This window comes from Gordonia liuliyuniae, assembly GCF_021738805.1.
GTDB classification, from domain to species: Bacteria; Actinomycetota; Actinomycetes; order Mycobacteriales; family Mycobacteriaceae; genus Gordonia; species Gordonia liuliyuniae.
Window position 1 is genome coordinate 81,831 of sequence record NZ_JAKKOR010000005.1, and the last position, 16,999, is coordinate 98,829.

A 16,999-nucleotide genomic window follows, 5' to 3' on the forward strand; every position below is an offset into this window, starting at 1 on the left:
AGTTTACCGGGGGGCCGTCAGTGGCGGCGGCCACGGTTCACCGCGCTCCGGATGATGGTGCGCAGCTTGCCCACCCGCGGCCCCAACTCGCGTTCGAAACCGTGGTCGGTCGGCGTGTAGTAGTCGGATCCGACGAGTTCGTCCGGCGGATACTGTTGCGGTAGAACACCATCGGGATGATCGTGCGGGAACCGGTAGCCGATGGCGTTGCCGAGCTTCTTGGCGCCCGCATAATGACCGTCACGCAGGTGTGGCGGCACCGCTCCGGCCTTGCCCGCCGCGACGTCTGCCATGGCCGCACCGAGCGCGGACGTCACCGACCCCGACTTGGGCGCAGTAGCCAGATGGATCGTCGCCTGCGCCAACGCCAACTGCGCCTCCGGCATACCGACGAGTTGGACCACCTGGCTCGCGGCCACGGCCGTCTGCAGAGCGGTCGGATCAGCCATCCCAATGTCTTCGCTCGCGTGGATCATCAGACGCCTCGCGATGAATCGCGGGTCTTCGCCCGCTGACATCATCCGAGCCAGATAGTGCAGGGCCGCGTCGACGTCCGAGCCGCGGATCGATTTGATGAACGCGCTCGTCACGTCGTAGTGCTGATCGCCGGACCGGTCGTAGCGGACGGCTGCCCGGTCGATCGCGGCCTCGACATCGGCGACGGCGACGACGCCGTCGGAGGCGCCGTCGGCGCTGGCCTCCAACGCGGTCAACGCGCGCCGGGCGTCACCGCCGGAGACTGCGACGAGATGCTCGAGCGCCTCGTCGGCCACCTCGACCGAACCGTCGAGACCGCGCGGGTCGGCGACCGCTCGCCGCAGAACCGTCCGGACGTCCTCGTCGGTCAGCGACCGCAGGTTCAGCACGAGCGACCGAGAGAGCAGCGGGGCGACCACCGAGAACGATGGGTTCTCCGTCGTCGCCGCGACCAGCAGGACGATGCGATTCTCGACCGCGTCGAGCAGTGCGTCCTGCTGCGTCTTGGAGAAGCGATGGACCTCGTCGATGAACAGGACAGTCTGTTCGCCCCGAACGAGCCGACGTCGTGCGGCGTCGATCACGGCGCGCACCTCTTTGACGCCCGCAGACAGCGCCGAGAGCGCTTCGAAACTGCCGCCCGTCGCCTGGCTGATCAACGACGCCATCGTCGTCTTGCCGGTGCCGGGTGGACCGTACAGCATCACCGAGGACCCGCCGGAGCCCGCAATCAGCCTCCGCAGCGGAGACCGCTCACCCAGGAGGTGGTCTTGTCCGACGACCTCGTCGAGGGATGCCGGACGCATTCTGACCGCGAGCGGCGCCGACGGCGCGGGCGTCTGCGGGGTGGTGCGCGTCCCGGTGCCGACGTCGTCGAAGAGCCCGTCCGAATCGCTCATCGGCGGCCGATCACTCGAACCAGAGTCGTTGCAGCGCGCGCTGCACGTCGTGCGCCACGCCGGCTACCGACTCGACGACGTCTCCGCCGGCCATGGCGTCGGCCGCGACCGCAAGATCGGCCCACCGGGCGGTCACGACGCGAGGGTCGCTCGTGTGGAGCGCCCAATCGTGCCCGGACGTGTCCGATTCGAGCATCCAGTAGGTGCCCAACCACGTCCACAGTGTCCGCGGTGTCAGCAGCAGATTGCCCAGCGTCGTGTCGTCGTTCAACGCGGGCCACAGCGGTCCGGCTTCGGATCGCCACGCGTCCACCAGCGCCGACTCGAGTTCCACCTGGTGGGCGACGCCCTGGTCGGATAGCGCCGCGGGGAAAGTCGTCAACGCATACGCGACGTCGAGGGTCGCGTCGCGGAAGGCGCCCCACTCGTAGTCCATGAACTGGACACCATCGTCGTTGATGAGGATGTTGTCCGGGCCGACGTCGGACGGGCTGAACGCGCGGAACCGGCCCTCGTCGAAGAGGGTCAGACCGGAGTCGAGGACTCTCCGGAACTCGTCCGGGACGTCGACGCCGACCTCCGCCGCCACTTCGTCGGCCCGCCGGACCGACTCCGACGCCTCGCCGCCGATGCCCGCGAACACCGGGTCGTCGGCAACATCGCGTGGGCCGACTCCGCCGCGCCCGCTCACGCGGAGCAACGCTTGGAAGTCGTCCTCGCCGCCGTAGGTAGCGGCGTGCATGCGTCCCAACGCCTGACCCCACGCGCTGACGCCGCGGTGGATGTCGTCGATGTCCGACGACGCGAGTTGGTCGAGCATGCCGCGGCCGCTGCCCAGATCGGTCAGCACGAGAATGCGCGTGTCCAGGTCGGACGCGAGCAGCTGTGGGCCGGGCCGGGACACCGTCGGCAACGCAGTCGCATACCGGTACGACGCGATCTCGCGCAGCACCTGGCCCGCTTCGGAGTTGTCGTCGAACGCCTTGACGACGACGGTGCGGTCGAGAGAGACCGGGTTGTCGGCGACCCGGAAGCGCACCACGGTGCTGCGTCCGGATCCACCGAGATCCTCCGGATCGTCGATCTGAACTTGGCTTCCCGCTCGTCGCGTCAGGACGTCCTGCGCCGCGTCGAGGACGGAGTCGATTCGATCGTGTGCCACAAGGGTCATGACTGTTTCAGGCGTTAACCGCCTGTCCCTCCTGAGCTTTGGGACCCGGTTCGTTCTTGGGGACGGGCTTCGCGTCGATGCCCGACTCCTTGCGCTGCGCCGCAGTGATGGGCGCGGGTGCGTCGGTGAGCGGGTCGACACCGCCGCCGGACTTCGGGAAGGCGATCACCTCGCGGATGGAGGCCTCGCCCGCCAGCAGGGACGTGATGCGGTCCCAGCCGAAGGCGATGCCGCCGTGCGGCGGCGCACCGTAGGCGAACGCGTCGAGGAGGAAACCGAACTTCTCCTGCGCCTCCTCCTCGCCGATCCCCATGATCTTGAAGACCCGTTCCTGCACATCGCGGCGGTGGATACGGATCGAGCCTCCGCCGATCTCGTTGCCGTTGCACACGATGTCGTAGGCGTACGCCACCGCGGCGCCCGGATCTGATTCCAGGTCGGCCATGCACTCGGGTTTGGGCGAGGTGAACGCGTGGTGGACCGCGGTCCACGCTCCCGAGCCGACCGCGACGTCGCCCGCGGCGGTCGCGTCATCGGCGGGCTCGAACATCGGTGCGTCGACGACCCAGGTGAACGCCCAGTCGTCGTCGTTGATGAGGCCGAGTTTGTCGGCGATCTCGCCGCGAGCGGCGCCGAGCAGAGCACGCATCGGTTTCGTCGGTCCGGCAGCGAAGAAGATGCAGTCGCCAGGCTTCGCGCCGACGTGGGCCGCGATGGTGTCGCGTTCGGTGTCGGAGATATTCTTCGAGACCGGTCCGGTGAGGCTGCCGTCCTCCTGGACCAACACATATGCCAGCCCCTTGGCGCCGCGCTGCTTGGCCCACTCCTGCCACGCGTCGAGCTGGCGACGCGGCTGCGACGCCCCGCCCGCCATCACGACGGCGCCGACGTACGGCGCCTTGAACACGCGGAACGGGGTGTCGGCGAAGAACTCGGTGCATTCGACGAGTTCGATGTCGAAGCGCAGGTCGGGCTTGTCGCTGCCGAACCGTCGCATGGCGTCCGCGTAGGTGATGCGCGGGATCGGCGTGGTGATCTCATGGCCGATCAGCTTCCACAGCGAAACCAGGATCTCCTCGGCGAGGGCGATCACATCGTCCTCGTCCACGAAGCTCATCTCGATGTCGAGCTGAGTGAACTCGGGTTGGCGATCGGCGCGGAAGTCCTCGTCGCGGTAGCAGCGGGCGATCTGGTAGTACCGCTCCATGCCCGCGACCATGAGCAGTTGCTTGAACAGCTGCGGACTCTGCGGCAACGCGTAGAAACTGCCCGGTTGCAGGCGTGCGGGCACCAGGAAATCGCGAGCACCCTCCGGGGTGGAGCGGGTGAGGGTCGGTGTCTCGATCTCGACGAAGTCGTGTCCCCCCAGGACGGTGCGAGCGGCAGCGCTCACCTGCGAACGCAGACGGATAGCGCGCGCGGGCCCTTCACGGCGAAGGTCGAGGTAGCGGTGACGCAGGCGCGTCTCCTCGCCGGGCTGCTCGTCGAGCTGGAACGGCAGCGGAGCCGATTCGTTGAGCACGACGAGTTCGGTGGCGTTCAACTCGATGTCGCCGGACGCAAGCGCCGGGTTCTCGCTGCCTTCGGGCCGTGCTTCGACGACGCCGGTCACCTGGACACAGAACTCGGCACGCAGACGGTGAGCAGCGTCGGCCACCTCGTCGTCTCGGAACACCACCTGGACCAGGCCCGAGGAGTCGCGGAGGTCGATGAACACGACTCCGCCGTGGTCGCGGCGTCGTGCGACCCAACCGGCGACGGTGACAGTCTGCGAGGCGTCCTCGCGGCGCAACGATCCAGCGAAATGCGTGCGGAGCACTGGGTTCCTTCCTGATAAGGACAAGATGATCTCGCCACAGTCTACGTTTCGAGTCCGACGCAGTGACAGCTACGTCTCCGACGATGCCCCGAAACCGGCACCGCACCCGCTAGCCTGACTCCATGACTTTCCAGGGAAGCGGGCCGCTGGCCGGCGGCAATGTCTCCGGCGGCGGCGGAGGCGGCGGCGGGCGGATCGCCATGGGCGGCGGCCTGGGCCTGGTCGTAACCGTCGTCGCACTGCTGTTCGGCGTCAACCCCGGAGACATCATGGGTGGCGGCGCGACGTCGTCCCAGACGAGCACCGGATCGGACGCGGCGCTGCAGGAGCACATCGACAACTGCACGATCGAGCAGGCCAACACCGATGACGTCTGCCGGATCAAGGCGACGGCGATCAGCGTCAACAAGGTGTGGGGCGACCTGATGGGCGACTACACCGAGCCGTCCGTCCAAATCTTCTCCGGGAACATCAACACGGGCTGCGGTGCGGCGTCGTCGGCGATGGGCCCGTTCTACTGCCCAGCAGACGAGACCGCGTACTTCGATCCGGGTTTCTTCGCCGAACTCAAGCGGATGGGCGGGTCGGACGGCCCGCTCGCGCAGGAATACGTCGTCGCCCACGAGTTCGGCCACCACGTCGAGAATTTGACGGGCGTCCTCGCCAAGGGACAGCGGATGGGCAACGACGGCTCGGTCCGCGTCGAACTGCAGGCCGACTGCTTGGCCGGTGTCTGGGCCCAGCACGCCGACGACGGCCCGGACGCGATGCTCGCTCCGCTGACCGACGACCAGATCGCGTCGGTGATCCAGACCGCCAAAGCCATCGGAGACGACAGCATCCAAGGCTCCAACTCGAACCCGGAGGGCTGGACCCACGGCAGCGCCCGCCAGCGTCAACGCTGGTTCACCACCGGCTACGAGTCTGGGAACCCGACACGCTGCGACACGTTCGCCACCAACGACCTGTAAACGCGACCGACCGGTAAACGCGGGGCACGTCGACATCCGCGGCACCCGCTGACGCCAGCCGCGGGTCTCATCGACACCTGCGGCATTCAGGAGTGCCGCGAATGTCGACGAGACCCGCGGAAAGAGTGTGCGGTTCGCCCCTGTGGATAACGGGGGTGCGTTTTCGGTGCGGTGGGCGTTCACTGTCGATATGTGGCCGGTCGACAGGTACGGAATCGTGCATCGCCGCGTGGCGCTCGCTGCCGGATTCTCTGAGCGGACGTTATCGGCCGCGGTCCGGGCCGGGGAACTTCTCGTCGTTGGCCGGGGGAGGTACATGCCGCAGACGAGCCTCATCGGCCGGGCCGACGCCACCGCGGTGTTGTACCTGGCCAGGTGTCTCGCGGCCGCCACCGGCCCGCACGCGATGGTACTCAGCCACGAATCCGCTGCCGCGGTTCACGGCTTCGCCCTTCTCTACCCGGATCGCGCGCACGTGCATATGACGAACGGTCGGCCCGGCGGCGGCTACAAGCAGGAGCGACGGATCGTGCACACCGGTGTCCTCGCCGACGACGACATCACCGAAGTGGACGGCGTCCTCGTGACGAGCATGGGGCGAACCGTCGTGGATCTGGCTCTTGCGGCGAAGCACTTCGCGCAGGCGTTGACGGCCTTCGACGTCGGACTGGCGAAGAGCCCGCCAGCAGGCGACGACGAGTGCCGTGACGAGATGGCGCGTGCGCTCGCATCCAGTCGGCGCGGTGTGGCACTTGCGCGGCGAGCTCTGTCGTTCGCCGACGGCAGAGCAGAGTCGCCGGGTGAGTCCTGGAGCCGAGCGCACATCATCAACGCCGGGCTGCCGATCCCCGACCTTCAGGTCCGTTACCGCTTACGCTCGGGCCGCACAGCGTTCTGCGACTTCGGCACGATGGGCAGGTTCGTCGGCGAATTCGACGGGCTCGTCAAGTACCGGCGCGACATGCGCAACGGCGAGGAGCCCGAAGACGTCGTCATCCGCGAAAAGATCAGGGAGGACGAGCTCCGCGACCTCGGCCTCGACGTCGCCCGATGGACCTGGGACGACCTGCGGACCGGGCGGGTGGTGTCGATTGTCCGGAAACACTACGAGGACGCCGGCATCATCTGACGGTCGCGGCACTCACCGACATTCGCGGCATCTGTGAATGCCGCGAATGTCGCTGAAGCCCGCGCCTGTGCCTCGAACACCGCGAACGTCGCCGAAACCCGCGGATGCCTCAGGACGTGAGTCGGCTGCGGACCTGTGCGAGGACGTCGTCGAGAGGCACCGACTGCTGTTCGCCGTTGCCGAGGTCCTTGATCTCGATGATCCGTTCGTCGAGTTCGCGCTCGCCAAGGACGAGGGCCAGCCGCGCGCCGGAGCGGTCGGCGGCCTTCATCGCGCCTTTGAGCGCGCGGTCGCCGTAGGCAAGGTCGATCGAGATCCCCGCGTCGCGCAGCGCACCGGCGACGCTGACCATCTCGGCCTTGGCCGCGGCGCCGAGCGGGACGCCGAACACCTGGACACGGCCCGCACCCGCGACCGAGACCCCCTCGGCCTGCAACGCGAGGACCGTGCGGTCGACGCCGATGCCGAACCCGACGCCGGACAGCTCCTGCTTGCCGCCGAGTTGCTTCATCAGTCCGTCGTAGCGTCCGCCACCGCCGATCCCCGACTGCGCGCCGAGCCCGTCGTGGACGAATTCGAACGTCGTCTTCGTGTAGTAGTCGAGCCCCCGGACCAGCCGCGGGTTGATCACGTACTGCACGCCGAGACGGTCCAGGTGAGCCTTGACCTGCTCGAAGTGTTCGCGCGCGGAATCGCTCAGATGGTCGAGCATGAGCGGCGCGTCGGCCGTCGCCTCCCGCACCTCCGGGCGCTTGTCGTCGAGCACTCGCAGCGGGTTGATGCGAGCCCGTTCCCGCGTCGGCTCGTCGAGGTCGAGGCCTGACAGGAAGTCCTGCAACATCTCGCGGTACTGCGGCCGACACGTGTCGTCGCCCAATGACGTCAGGTCGAGGCGGTAGCCGGTCAGACCGAGCCGTCGGTATCCCTCGTCGGCGATCGCGATGACCTCGGCGTCCAACGCCGGGTCGTCGACACCGATCGCCTCGACACCCACCTGCTGCAGTTGCCGGTAGCGACCGGCCTGCGGACGCTCGTACCGGAAGAACGGACCCGAATAGCACAGCTTGACCGGCAGTTGCCCACGATCCAGACCGTGCTGGATCACCGCGCGCATCACACCTGCCGTCCCCTCCGGACGAAGGCTGACGGTACGACCGCCGCGGTCGGCAAACGTGTACATCTCTTTGCTCACCACATCGGTCGACTCACCGACGCCGCGAGCGAACAGCGCAGTCTCCTCAAAGATCGGCAGTTCGATGTGGCCGTATCCTGCGCGGTACGCCGCATCGGTCAGCGCGTTGCGAACGGCGAGGAAGTCCGCCGAAGCGGGCGGAAAATAGTCCGGAATGCCTTTCGGCGCGGAGAACTCGCTCACAGTCCGAATCGTCCCTTCTTCTTGATATCTGGTAGATCGACGAGGAACGGGTTGCCCGTGCGTTCGGCGCCGATCGTCGTCTGCGGTCCGTGACCGGGCAGAATCACCTGGTCGTCCTCTCGCGGCAACAGCTTCGCCGCGATCGAGTCGAGCAACCGCTGATGACTGCCCCCGGGCAGATCAGTACGGCCGATCGAACCGTTGAACAGTACGTCCCCGGAGAAGCAGACGGAAACTGTCTCGCCCGTATCCGGGTCGGCTGGCACGTCGGGCGTCAGCAGCACGCTCCCCCGCGAATGGCCGGGCGCATGATCGACGCTCCAGCGGAGACCCGCGACGTCGACGTCCTCGCCGTCGACGAACTCGATGACCTTCTCCGGCTCGACGAACTCAAGGTCGCCGATCATTGACGACAGCGCCGACCCGATCCCCATCCCGGGGTCGGTCAGCATCGGACGGTCATCCGCATGAATATAGACGGGCATCGAGAACTCGTCGGCCAACTCCTGCGCGTTCCATGTGTGATCGAGGTGCCCGTGCGTCAGAAACACGGCGACCGGCGTCAGGGAATACTCGGCCAACGCGGCACGCACCTGTGGCGCAGCGTCCTGACCCGGGTCGATGACGACGGCGTCCGAGCCTGGCGCCGACGCGACCAGATAGCAGTTGGTCTGGAATGCTCCGGCCGGGAACCCTGCGATCAGCACTGGCGTCACCCTTCTCTCGTGTGTCGAACCCATTGTCTCATCGAGTGATCAGGCCTCTGCGATAGCATGGGGCCGCCCCGCGCGGACTCTCGCCCGCGGACATCGCTTACAGGAGGTTCCACCAGCGTGTCGACCAACGAAGAGCGTCGCGACGCCGCCCGCCGCAAGCTCGAAGAGCGGCTTGAACGCGAGCAGCAGGCCGCGAAGAAGCGTCGACTCTCGATGATCGCCGCAGCAGGCGTCGTCGTCGTCGCCATCGCGGCCGTCGGCGGATACTTCTGGTGGCGTTCGTGGGACAACGATCGACACACCGTGTGCGACTACGCGGACGCCCCCGCCGACCTCCAGGGCCAGATCAAGAGCGTCGAGGCGATGCTGCCGCAGTTGGAAGCGGACAAGAAGCCCGAGGCCGAGGCGTTCCTGACGACCCTCCGCGACGGAGTCAAGAAGGAGCGGACCTCCCCGAAACCCGATTCCCGCACCCTCAACTCAGGTAACCCGGAATTGACCCTAGCCACCAATATGGGCGACGTCGCCGTCGATCTCGACCGCAGCCATGCTGCGTGCAACGTGAACGCCGTCATTTCCCTGGCCAACGACGGCTACTACAACGGGACCACCTGCTACCGACTCGCCAGCAGCCAGAACATCGCAGGTCTGCAGTGCGGCGATCCGACGCGCACCGGTGCGGGTTCGCCGGGCTGGAACTCACCGGACGAAGCGCCCGACTTCCTCGAGATGACGCCGCCCGATCCGCAGATGGCGCAGCTCGGCATGACCCAGGGCCAGATCACCTACCCGCGCGGCACCGTCGCCATCATCAATTCGAACAACCCTCAGGCGCAGGATCCGGCCCAGCAGGCCAACACCGGCAACGCCAACTTCATCGTCTTCACCAAGGACTCGACCTCCACGTCGCCCCTGTCCGTGATCGGCAAAGCGTCCCCGGATGGCATCAAAGTCATCGATGAGGTGATGAAGCAGGGCGCCGTCGTCGGACCCGGCTCCACTGCAGAGAACGGCGTCCCGAAGGCGAACCTCGAGATCAAGACGGCGTCCGTCAGCGACGACGACTGACAGATCCCAGATAGCCGCCCCCGGGTGGCGTCAGCCCGCTGACGTCACCCGGTACACGTCGTAGACGCCTTCGACGTTGCGGACCACATTCAGGACGTGGCCGAGATGCTTCGGATCGCCCATCTCGAAGGTGAACCGGCTGATCGCGACACGGTCGCGGCTCGTCGTCAGTGACGCGGACAGCAGGTTGACCCGCTCGTCCGCGAGCACCCTGGTCACGTCGGACAGCAACCGGTGGCGGTCGAGCGCCTCCACTTGGATCGCGACGAGGAACACTGCATTCGTCGTCGCGGCCCAACTGACCGGGACGAGTCGTTCCGGCTGCGTTCGCAACTCCTCGGAGTTGGTGCAGTCGGCGCGGTGGACGCTGACGCCGCCGCCGCGGGTCACGAAACCCAGGATCTCGTCGCCCGGCACCGGTGTGCAGCATTTGGCGAGTTTGACGAGCACGTTGCCGAGGCCTTCGACGACCACACCGCTGTCGCCCGAACTCGGACGGGAGTTCTGCGTCGACGACGGTGTCGCTCGGTTCGCGATCTCCTCCTCGGCCCCCTCGACACCACCAAGCATCGCGACCAGCCGATGCACCATACGTCCGGCTGGCACATGACCCTCACCGACCGCTGTGTAGAGCGCATCGACGTCGTTGAAGCCGAACTCCTTGGCGACGGACATCACGGACTCGCCGGACAGGAGGCGGTGCAGCGGCAACCCGCCGCGTCGCACCTCCTTGACGATCGCTTCCTTACCCGCCTCGAGCGCCTCCTCGCGACGCTCCTTCGCGAACCACTGACGGATCTTCGCTTTCGCCCGCGGCGAGACGACGAAGTTCTGCCAGTCTTTGCTCGGCCCCGCCGTCTCCGCCTTCGACGTGAAGACCTCGATGACCTCACCGTTCTCCAACGGTCGCTCCAGCGCGACCAGGCGGCCGTTGACGCGCGCGCCGATGCAGCGGTGCCCGACCTCGGTGTGGACGGCGTAGGCGAAATCGACCGGTGTCGATCCCGCAGGCAGGGTGATCACGTCGCCCTTCGGCGTGAAGACGAAGATCTCCCGGACGGCCAGGTCGTAGCGCAGTGATTCGAGGAACTCCCCCGGGTCCGCGGCTTCCCGCTGCCAGTCGAGAAGCTGGCGCATCCACGCCATGTCGTCGACTTCGGCGACATCGGTCGCCTTGCGTCCCTTGCCTTTCCGGCCCTCCTTGTAGCGCCAATGGGCCGCGATGCCGAACTCGGCGGTCCGGTGCATCTCGTGGGTGCGGATCTGGATCTCCAGAGGTTTGCCCTCCGGACCGATCACCGTCGTGTGCAGCGACTGGTAGACACCGAAACTCGGCTGGGCGATGTAGTCCTTGAAGCGGCCGGCCATCGGCTGCCACAGCGAGTGCACGACACCGATCGCGGCGTAACAGTCACGCACCTCGTCACATAGGATGCGCATCCCGACGAGGTCGTGGATGTCGTCGAAGTCCTTGCCGCGGACGATCATCTTCTGATAGATCGACCAGTAGTGCTTCGGGCGTCCTTCGACGTTCGCCTGGATGTGGGCTCCGCCGAGCGCGTTGTCGAGGTCGGTACGCACCCGAGCCAGATAGGTGTCACGGCTCGGCGCGCGGTCGGCGACGAGCCGTACGATCTCCTCGTACTTCTTCGGGTGCAGGATCGCGAAGGCAAGGTCCTCCAGCTCCCACTTCACCGTCGCCATGCCGAGGCGGTGTGCGAGGGGCGCGATCACCTCCAGCGTCTCGCGGGCCTTGCGGGCCTGCTTCTCGGGCGGCAGGAAGCGCATGGTCCGCATGTTGTGCAGACGGTCGGCCACTTTGATCACGAGCACGCGCGGGTCACGGGCCATCGCGATGATCATTTTGCGGATCGTCTCGCCTTCGGCAGCACTACCGAGGGCGACCTTGTCGAGTTTGGTCACGCCGTCGACGAGGTGCGCGACCTCCGCGCCGAAGTCGCTCTCGAGTTGCTGGAGCGAGTACTCGGTGTCCTCCACGGTGTCGTGCAGGAGCGCGGCGATCAACGTCGTCGTATCCATTCCGAGGTCGGCGAGGATCGTCGCGACGGCCAACGGATGCGTGATGTACGGGTCACCGGACTTGCGCATCTGACCGGTGTGATGCTGTTCGGCGACCTCATAGGCTTGTTGGAGGACCGCGACGTCGGCTTTCGGGTAGACGCTGCGGTGGAGCGTGACAAGCGGCTCCAGCACCTGCGTGACGCCGCCCCGCGGGGCCGACGTCATTCGGCGCGCGAGTCGAGCCCGCACGCGCCGAGAACTCAACGGTGCAGCTGTGTCTTCGCTGCGGCGCGCGGCATCGGGTTCACTCATGCTGCGAGTCTAAGTCACTCGCGGACAGTGATTCACATCACCCTTCGCACAGGTTGTGCACGTGCACCTGACCGGCGCCCGCCGCTTCGAGTCGTGCGCGTCCCGGGAATCCACTCAACTCCATGACGACCGCGACATCGGACACCTTCGCGCCGACCTGTTTGAGGAGATCGAGTGTGGCGCACAGAGTTCCACCAGTCGCGAGGACGTCGTCGACGACCGCGACCCGGCGCCCGGCGAACTCGATCCCGCACGCGGGAACTTCCAGTCGGGCCGAGCCGTACTCGAGGTCGTAATCGACGCCGATGACCGGAGGCGGAAGTTTGCCACCCTTGCGAACCGCGACGACGCCGATGCCGAGATGGTGGGCGATCGCACCGCCGAGCAGGAAGCCGCGAGCGTCGATGCCCGCGATGAGTTCGGCTCCCGCGCACGCGTCGGCGAGCGCCGCTGTCACGGCACGCAGACCGTCGGGCGCGGCGAGCACCGGAGTCAGGTCTTTGAATGCGACGCCTGGCTCTGGGAAGTCCGGAACGAGTCGGGCGTGCGCGTCGATGGAACGGCGTGCCCGATCGAGCCGATCCTGAACGCCGTTCGCGGCCACCTCAACGGTCATCGGGTCATTCCCCATCGGTCCATGTTCCATCCGGTTCCGGAGCGCCCCATACCGGGCACCATGCGTTGCACCGCGGCGGACGCGTCACGCCCGCGCACGCTGCCGTAGAGCGGGATCGTGGGCAGCTGGTCCCACGCCTGTGTGTCGATCGTGCGTAGGAGCGGCAGGCGCGCACTGTCGCTGGCGGTCTCCGAGAGCCCGGTGACCGCCTTCCCGACCTCGGCGTTCCGGTAGCCGGACAGGTTGAGAGGATCGCCGGGATAGAGCGTGTAGAGCGCCGGGATGCCGCTGGACGTGCCCGCCGCGGCGAACGTGTCGCCGGACATGAGCAGCGCGTCGACCTTCTTGCCGAGCCCGGCCACCGAGAGATCCGGTGACGACGCGTCCTTCACCGTGATGCCCGCACCGACACAAGCGTCAGCGATCGTCTTCACGACGGCGGCAGACGTGGCACTGCCTGCCGGGTAGCCGATCCGGATCACCGGCTTGGCGCGGCGCCCGTTCTCGTCCGCGACCCGCTGTTCGAGCAGAGTGCGGGCGCGCGCCACATTCGACCGCGGGTAGCGGCGACCGAACTGGACGTTCAACGACGGGCCGAGGGTGTCGGCGGGCGACGCACTGTGCAGGCTCCACACGATGCCATTGGAGCCGTGCTCGCGCGCCAGCCGGTCACGTGGCATGCAGGTGGCCAGCGCCTGCCGGACCTTCAGGTCCGCGGTCACCCCGGTGTCCGCGAACACCAGGTTCGTCACGGCGAGCGGCGCGATGTCGCGTGCAGCACTGCGATCGGTCTCGGCGCCCTCCCCGTCTCGCGCATCCCCTTCTTGTGCATCCCCGCCTTGTGTAGCCCCGTCTTGTGTATCCCCTTCTTGGCCTTGCGGATCACGTCCGGCGACCGTGTCGGCGAGCGACAGGTCGGCGGTGTCCGCGACGTCGACGACTCCGTCGTCGACCGCCGTCTTGCCGTCGGTGCCGAGCGGCCAGACGGTGACGTCGCCGAGCACCGGCTTCTGCCCCCACCACTTGTCGTTGGCGACCAGCCGCAGACCGCGATCGGTGCTGTAGCCCTCGACGCGGTACGGCCCGGACGCCACGAATGTCTCGGGGTCGATCTCGTCGCCCGGCGCGATCGCGAATCCGGTGTTCCACGCCTTCGCGATCTTTGCGATCGCGGCGCTGTTCTTGCCGTTCAGCGTGCCGACGACGTCCGGCACACCTGCGATCCGCCCGACGACGTGCGCGGGCAGCAGCGTGCCCGCGCCGAACAGTCCGCGCCACTCACGGAACTCGCTGTCCTTATCAAAGGTGACGGTCGCGGTCTTCGCGCCGGGCGTGCAGTCGACTTTGTCGATGTCGCGATAGCCGGCGTTGGTGGCCGCGTCGAAGCCGCGAACCCGGCCCCCGAGCGCGGTGGCGGCGAGCACGAGGTCGTCGCACACCATCGGCTTGCCGTCCGAGTAGACGGCGTCCGGGTTGAAGTCGTAGCGGACGGTCATCGGCGACGTCTCGGTGAGCGTCGCGGTGCCGACGTCACGGTCGGCGACGATCTGACCGTCCGGACCGATGAGCGAGAAGCCGGGCAGCACACGGGTCAACGCCATCAACGCGCCCTCGGCGTATCCGTCGCGGGTGTTGACGTTGTAATCGGAGACCCGCGCATCGATCAGGTAGTCGATGCTCGACTCCTCGTCGTCACCACACGCGACCAGGATCGTGCCCGCGGCCGCGAGTGTCGCGGCGAACGCTGCGACCCTTCGCAGCCGCGGACCGATCATGCGCTCGCCACCTTCTCTCGGCGAGCGAGCACCTTGGCCGTATGCCGTTTGACGTCCTTGCGGCGTTCCTTGAGCGACACGAGCATCGGCGACGCGAGGAACACCGACGAGTACGTGCCGACCACGACGCCGACCAACTGGATCAGCGCCAGGTCCTTGAGCGTCCCGATGCCGAGCATCCACACCGCGACGACCATCAATGCGATAATCGGCAGGACCGAGATGACTGTCGTGTTGATCGACCGCATTAACGTCTGGTTGACCGCGAGGTTCGTCTGTTCGGCGAAGGTACGCCGCGACGTCGCGAAGACCGATCTGGTGTTCTCCTCGACCTTGTCGAACACGACGACCGTGTCGTACACGGAGAAGCCGAGGACGGTGAGCAGACCGATGACCATCGCAGGAGTCACTTCCCAGCCGACGAGAGAATACACGCCCGCGGTGGCGACCACGTCGAATAACAGCGATACGAGGGCAGCCGCGGACATCTCCCGATCGAAACGGACCGCGATGTAGATGAAGACGACCACCAGGAACACAAGGAGCGCGATCACCATCTTGCGGGTGATCTCTTGGCCCCATGTGGAACTCACGTCCGAACTGCTGACATCGGCCACGGTCACATCGGGTTTGAAGGCGTCGGCGAACGCATGCGCGAGCTTCGACGCGTCCTGAGACGACAGCGTCTCGGTGCGCAGTTGAATCGTGGCGGATCCACCCGAGCCCGCGGTCTGCGCCGACTCCGGTTCCTGCCCGAGCGTCTTGGCGAACACTTCGCTCGCCGCGTCGGTCGTGACCGACGCCGACGCGGGAAGGGACACCTGGGTGCCGCCCTCGAAGTCGATGCCCGGCGTGAACCCGCGGAAGATCATCGACAGCAGACAGATCAACATGATCGCCGCGGAGATCACGTACCACATCTTGCGTTTGCCGACGATGTCGAAGGCGCCGGTACCGGTGTAGAGCCGGGACAGGAACGACTGGTTCTTCGCCCCGACGTAGTCTTCGTCGGCCCAGACCGTCCTGGACTTCTCGTCGCTCACAGCGTGTCCTCTCCTGCGCCGGACCGCTTACCTGCGGTGGCGCGACGTCTTCGCGCGACTTCCGAGACCGCGCCGAGGCCGTTGATGCGCGAACGGGACAGGAAGTCGGTGCGGCTCGCCAACACGACCATCGGATGCGTCACCAAGAACACGATCACGACGTCGATGATGGTGGTCAGGCCGAGAGTGAACGCGAAGCCCTTGACCTGGCCGACCGCGAGGAAGTAGATGATGGCCGCGGCGATGAAGCTGACGGCGTTACCGGTCCAGACGGTGCGGCGGGCGCTCTGCCAACCGCGGTTGACCGCGGACCGGAACGATCTGCCTTCACGCATCTCGTCCTTTATTCGTTCGAAGTAGACGACGAACGAGTCGGCGGTCATGCCGATGCCGATGATCAGACCGGCGATGCCCGACAGGTCGAGCGTGAATCCGATCCAGCGGCCGAGCAGGACGATGAGACCGTAGACCATCGCCGACGCGAGGATCAACGACAGGAATGTCAGGAAGCCGAGCATGCGGTAATACAGGAGCGCGTACAGCAGCACGGCGAGCAGACCGATGGCGCCCGCGATCAAACCGGCGCGCAACGAGGTGAGGCCGAGAGTCGCTGACACGGTCTGCGCGTCCGACGTCTCGAACGACAGCGGCAGCGAACCGTACTGGAGCGCGTTGGCGAGTTCTTCGGCCTCGGACTGGGTGAAGTCGCCGGAGATCTCGGTGGTGCCGATGATGGCCGAATTGATGGTCGCGGCGCTCACTACCTGGGTGTCCAGGACGGTCGCGGTGACCTTTCCGACGTTCTTCCCGGTGTATTCGGCCCACGTGTCCTTGCCGTCGCCCTTGTAATCGACCGCGACGACCCATTGGCCGCCCTCGTTCTGTTGGGCCTTCGCCTTGTCGACGTCGGTGCCCTTGATGATCATCGGCTCGAGCAGATACACCTGCCCATCCTTGTCGCCGCACGCGACGAGATACTGGTCGGGCTTGTCGTAGCCGACGAGCGGGTCGACGGCGTCCGGCGAACAGTTGACCTTCGCCATCTCTGCCTGCAGGCGCTGCATCGTGGCCTGGTCGGCACCGGCGGGCGCCTGCCGTGCCTTGCGCGCGGCGTCGATCGCCGCCGTCTGCTCTTCCGAGGTCATCTCGGAGACCTTCTTGGCGTTCGGGTCGGTCTTCTGCGGTGTCGCGGGCGTCTGTGTGACAACCGGCCGGATGTACAGTCGCGCGGTCTGGCCGAGCGACCTGGCCTGCTTGCCGTCGTCGCCGGGGACCGTGATGACCAGGGTGCTGCCGTTGACGACCACTTCGGAGCCGCCGACGCCGAGCCCGTTGACGCGCTGCTCGATGATCTGGCGTGCGAGGTCGAGTTGAGTCTTGTCGGGTGCCTGACCGTTCTCGGTGCGTGCGGTGAGGACGACACGGGTGCCGCCCTGCAGATCGATGCCGAGCTTGGGCTCGGCCTTGTGATCACCGGTGGCGAACACGAGCACGAAGATCAGTGCGAGGACGCCGATGAACCCCAGGAGAGGCGCCCACGGCGACGTCTCTCGCTGCGCAGTGCGTCGCGCGGTGAGTGGGTTGTTACTGCTCACGTCTCGGCAGC

13 protein-coding genes are annotated in these 16,999 nt (G+C 66.9%); 3 read left to right on the forward strand and 10 right to left on the reverse strand.

Annotated features, from left to right (window positions below; translation table 11 throughout):
* Positions 1–17: 17 nt before the first annotated feature.
* From L5G33_RS05975 to aspS, 3 genes are read right to left on the reverse strand one after another with little or no spacing between them, the layout of a single operon-like run.
* Complete coding sequence (locus L5G33_RS05975) at positions 18–1,376, reverse strand: replication-associated recombination protein A (RefSeq protein WP_236997255.1); 1,359 nt, start codon at positions 1,374–1,376, stop codon at positions 18–20.
* A 10-nt stretch (positions 1,377–1,386) separates the two neighbouring features.
* Complete coding sequence (locus tag L5G33_RS05980; RefSeq protein WP_236997256.1) at positions 1,387–2,547, reverse strand: hypothetical protein; 1,161 nt, start codon at positions 2,545–2,547, stop codon at positions 1,387–1,389.
* 7 nt (positions 2,548–2,554) lie between these two features.
* Positions 2,555–4,366 carry an aspartate--tRNA ligase gene (gene aspS, locus L5G33_RS05985; RefSeq protein WP_236997257.1) on the reverse strand — a complete coding sequence of 604 codons (1,812 nt, stop codon included), beginning with the start codon at positions 4,364–4,366 and terminating at the stop codon, positions 2,555–2,557.
* A 122-nt stretch (positions 4,367–4,488) separates the two neighbouring features.
* Here aspS and ypfJ point away from each other — a divergent pair, with 122 nt between their 5' ends.
* Entirely contained in the window at positions 4,489–5,337 is an 849-nt protein-coding gene (gene ypfJ, locus L5G33_RS05990; RefSeq protein ID WP_236997258.1) for a KPN_02809 family neutral zinc metallopeptidase, read from the forward strand.
* A gap of 316 nt (positions 5,338–5,653) precedes the next feature.
* Complete coding sequence (locus tag L5G33_RS05995; RefSeq protein ID WP_236997259.1) at positions 5,654–6,466, forward strand: type IV toxin-antitoxin system AbiEi family antitoxin; 813 nt, start codon at positions 5,654–5,656, stop codon at positions 6,464–6,466.
* Between the two features lie 109 nt (positions 6,467–6,575).
* On the opposite strand, the gene hisS is transcribed toward L5G33_RS05995, so the two are convergent.
* Positions 6,576–7,841, reverse strand: a complete 1,266-nt coding sequence (gene hisS, locus L5G33_RS06000) for a histidine--tRNA ligase (protein ID WP_236997260.1) — start codon at positions 7,839–7,841, stop codon at positions 6,576–6,578.
* Complete coding sequence (locus L5G33_RS06005) at positions 7,838–8,548, reverse strand: MBL fold metallo-hydrolase (protein WP_236997261.1); 711 nt, start codon at positions 8,546–8,548, stop codon at positions 7,838–7,840. Before L5G33_RS06005 ends, hisS begins: the two co-directional genes overlap by 4 nt.
* A 126-nt stretch (positions 8,549–8,674) precedes the next feature.
* Between L5G33_RS06005 and L5G33_RS06010 the strand changes: the two genes are divergently transcribed.
* Positions 8,675–9,625: a peptidylprolyl isomerase gene (locus L5G33_RS06010; protein ID WP_236997262.1), complete on the forward strand. Its 951-nt coding sequence runs from the start codon at positions 8,675–8,677 to the stop codon at positions 9,623–9,625.
* Between the two features lie 30 nt (positions 9,626–9,655).
* Here L5G33_RS06010 and L5G33_RS06015 read toward each other — a convergent pair whose 3' ends face one another.
* From L5G33_RS06015 to secD, 5 genes are read right to left on the reverse strand one after another with little or no spacing between them, the layout of a single operon-like run.
* A complete protein-coding gene (locus tag L5G33_RS06015; protein WP_236997263.1) occupies positions 9,656–11,959 on the reverse strand; it encodes a RelA/SpoT family protein in 2,304 nt (767 codons plus the stop codon).
* Between the two features lie 37 nt (positions 11,960–11,996).
* Complete coding sequence (locus tag L5G33_RS06020) at positions 11,997–12,575, reverse strand: adenine phosphoribosyltransferase (protein WP_236997264.1); 579 nt, start codon at positions 12,573–12,575, stop codon at positions 11,997–11,999.
* On the reverse strand, positions 12,572–14,350 hold the full coding sequence (locus tag L5G33_RS06025; RefSeq protein ID WP_236997265.1) for an ABC transporter substrate-binding protein: 1,779 nt from the start codon (positions 14,348–14,350) through the stop codon (positions 12,572–12,574). Before L5G33_RS06025 ends, L5G33_RS06020 begins: the two co-directional genes overlap by 4 nt.
* A complete protein-coding gene (gene secF / locus L5G33_RS06030) occupies positions 14,347–15,393 on the reverse strand; it encodes a protein translocase subunit SecF (protein WP_236997266.1) in 1,047 nt (348 codons plus the stop codon). Before secF ends, L5G33_RS06025 begins: the two co-directional genes overlap by 4 nt.
* Positions 15,390–16,988 carry a protein translocase subunit SecD gene (gene secD / locus L5G33_RS06035; RefSeq protein ID WP_236997267.1) on the reverse strand — a complete coding sequence of 533 codons (1,599 nt, stop codon included), beginning with the start codon at positions 16,986–16,988 and terminating at the stop codon, positions 15,390–15,392. The genes secF and secD overlap by 4 nt, the downstream gene beginning before the upstream one ends.
* Between the last annotated feature and the right edge of the window lie 11 nt (positions 16,989–16,999).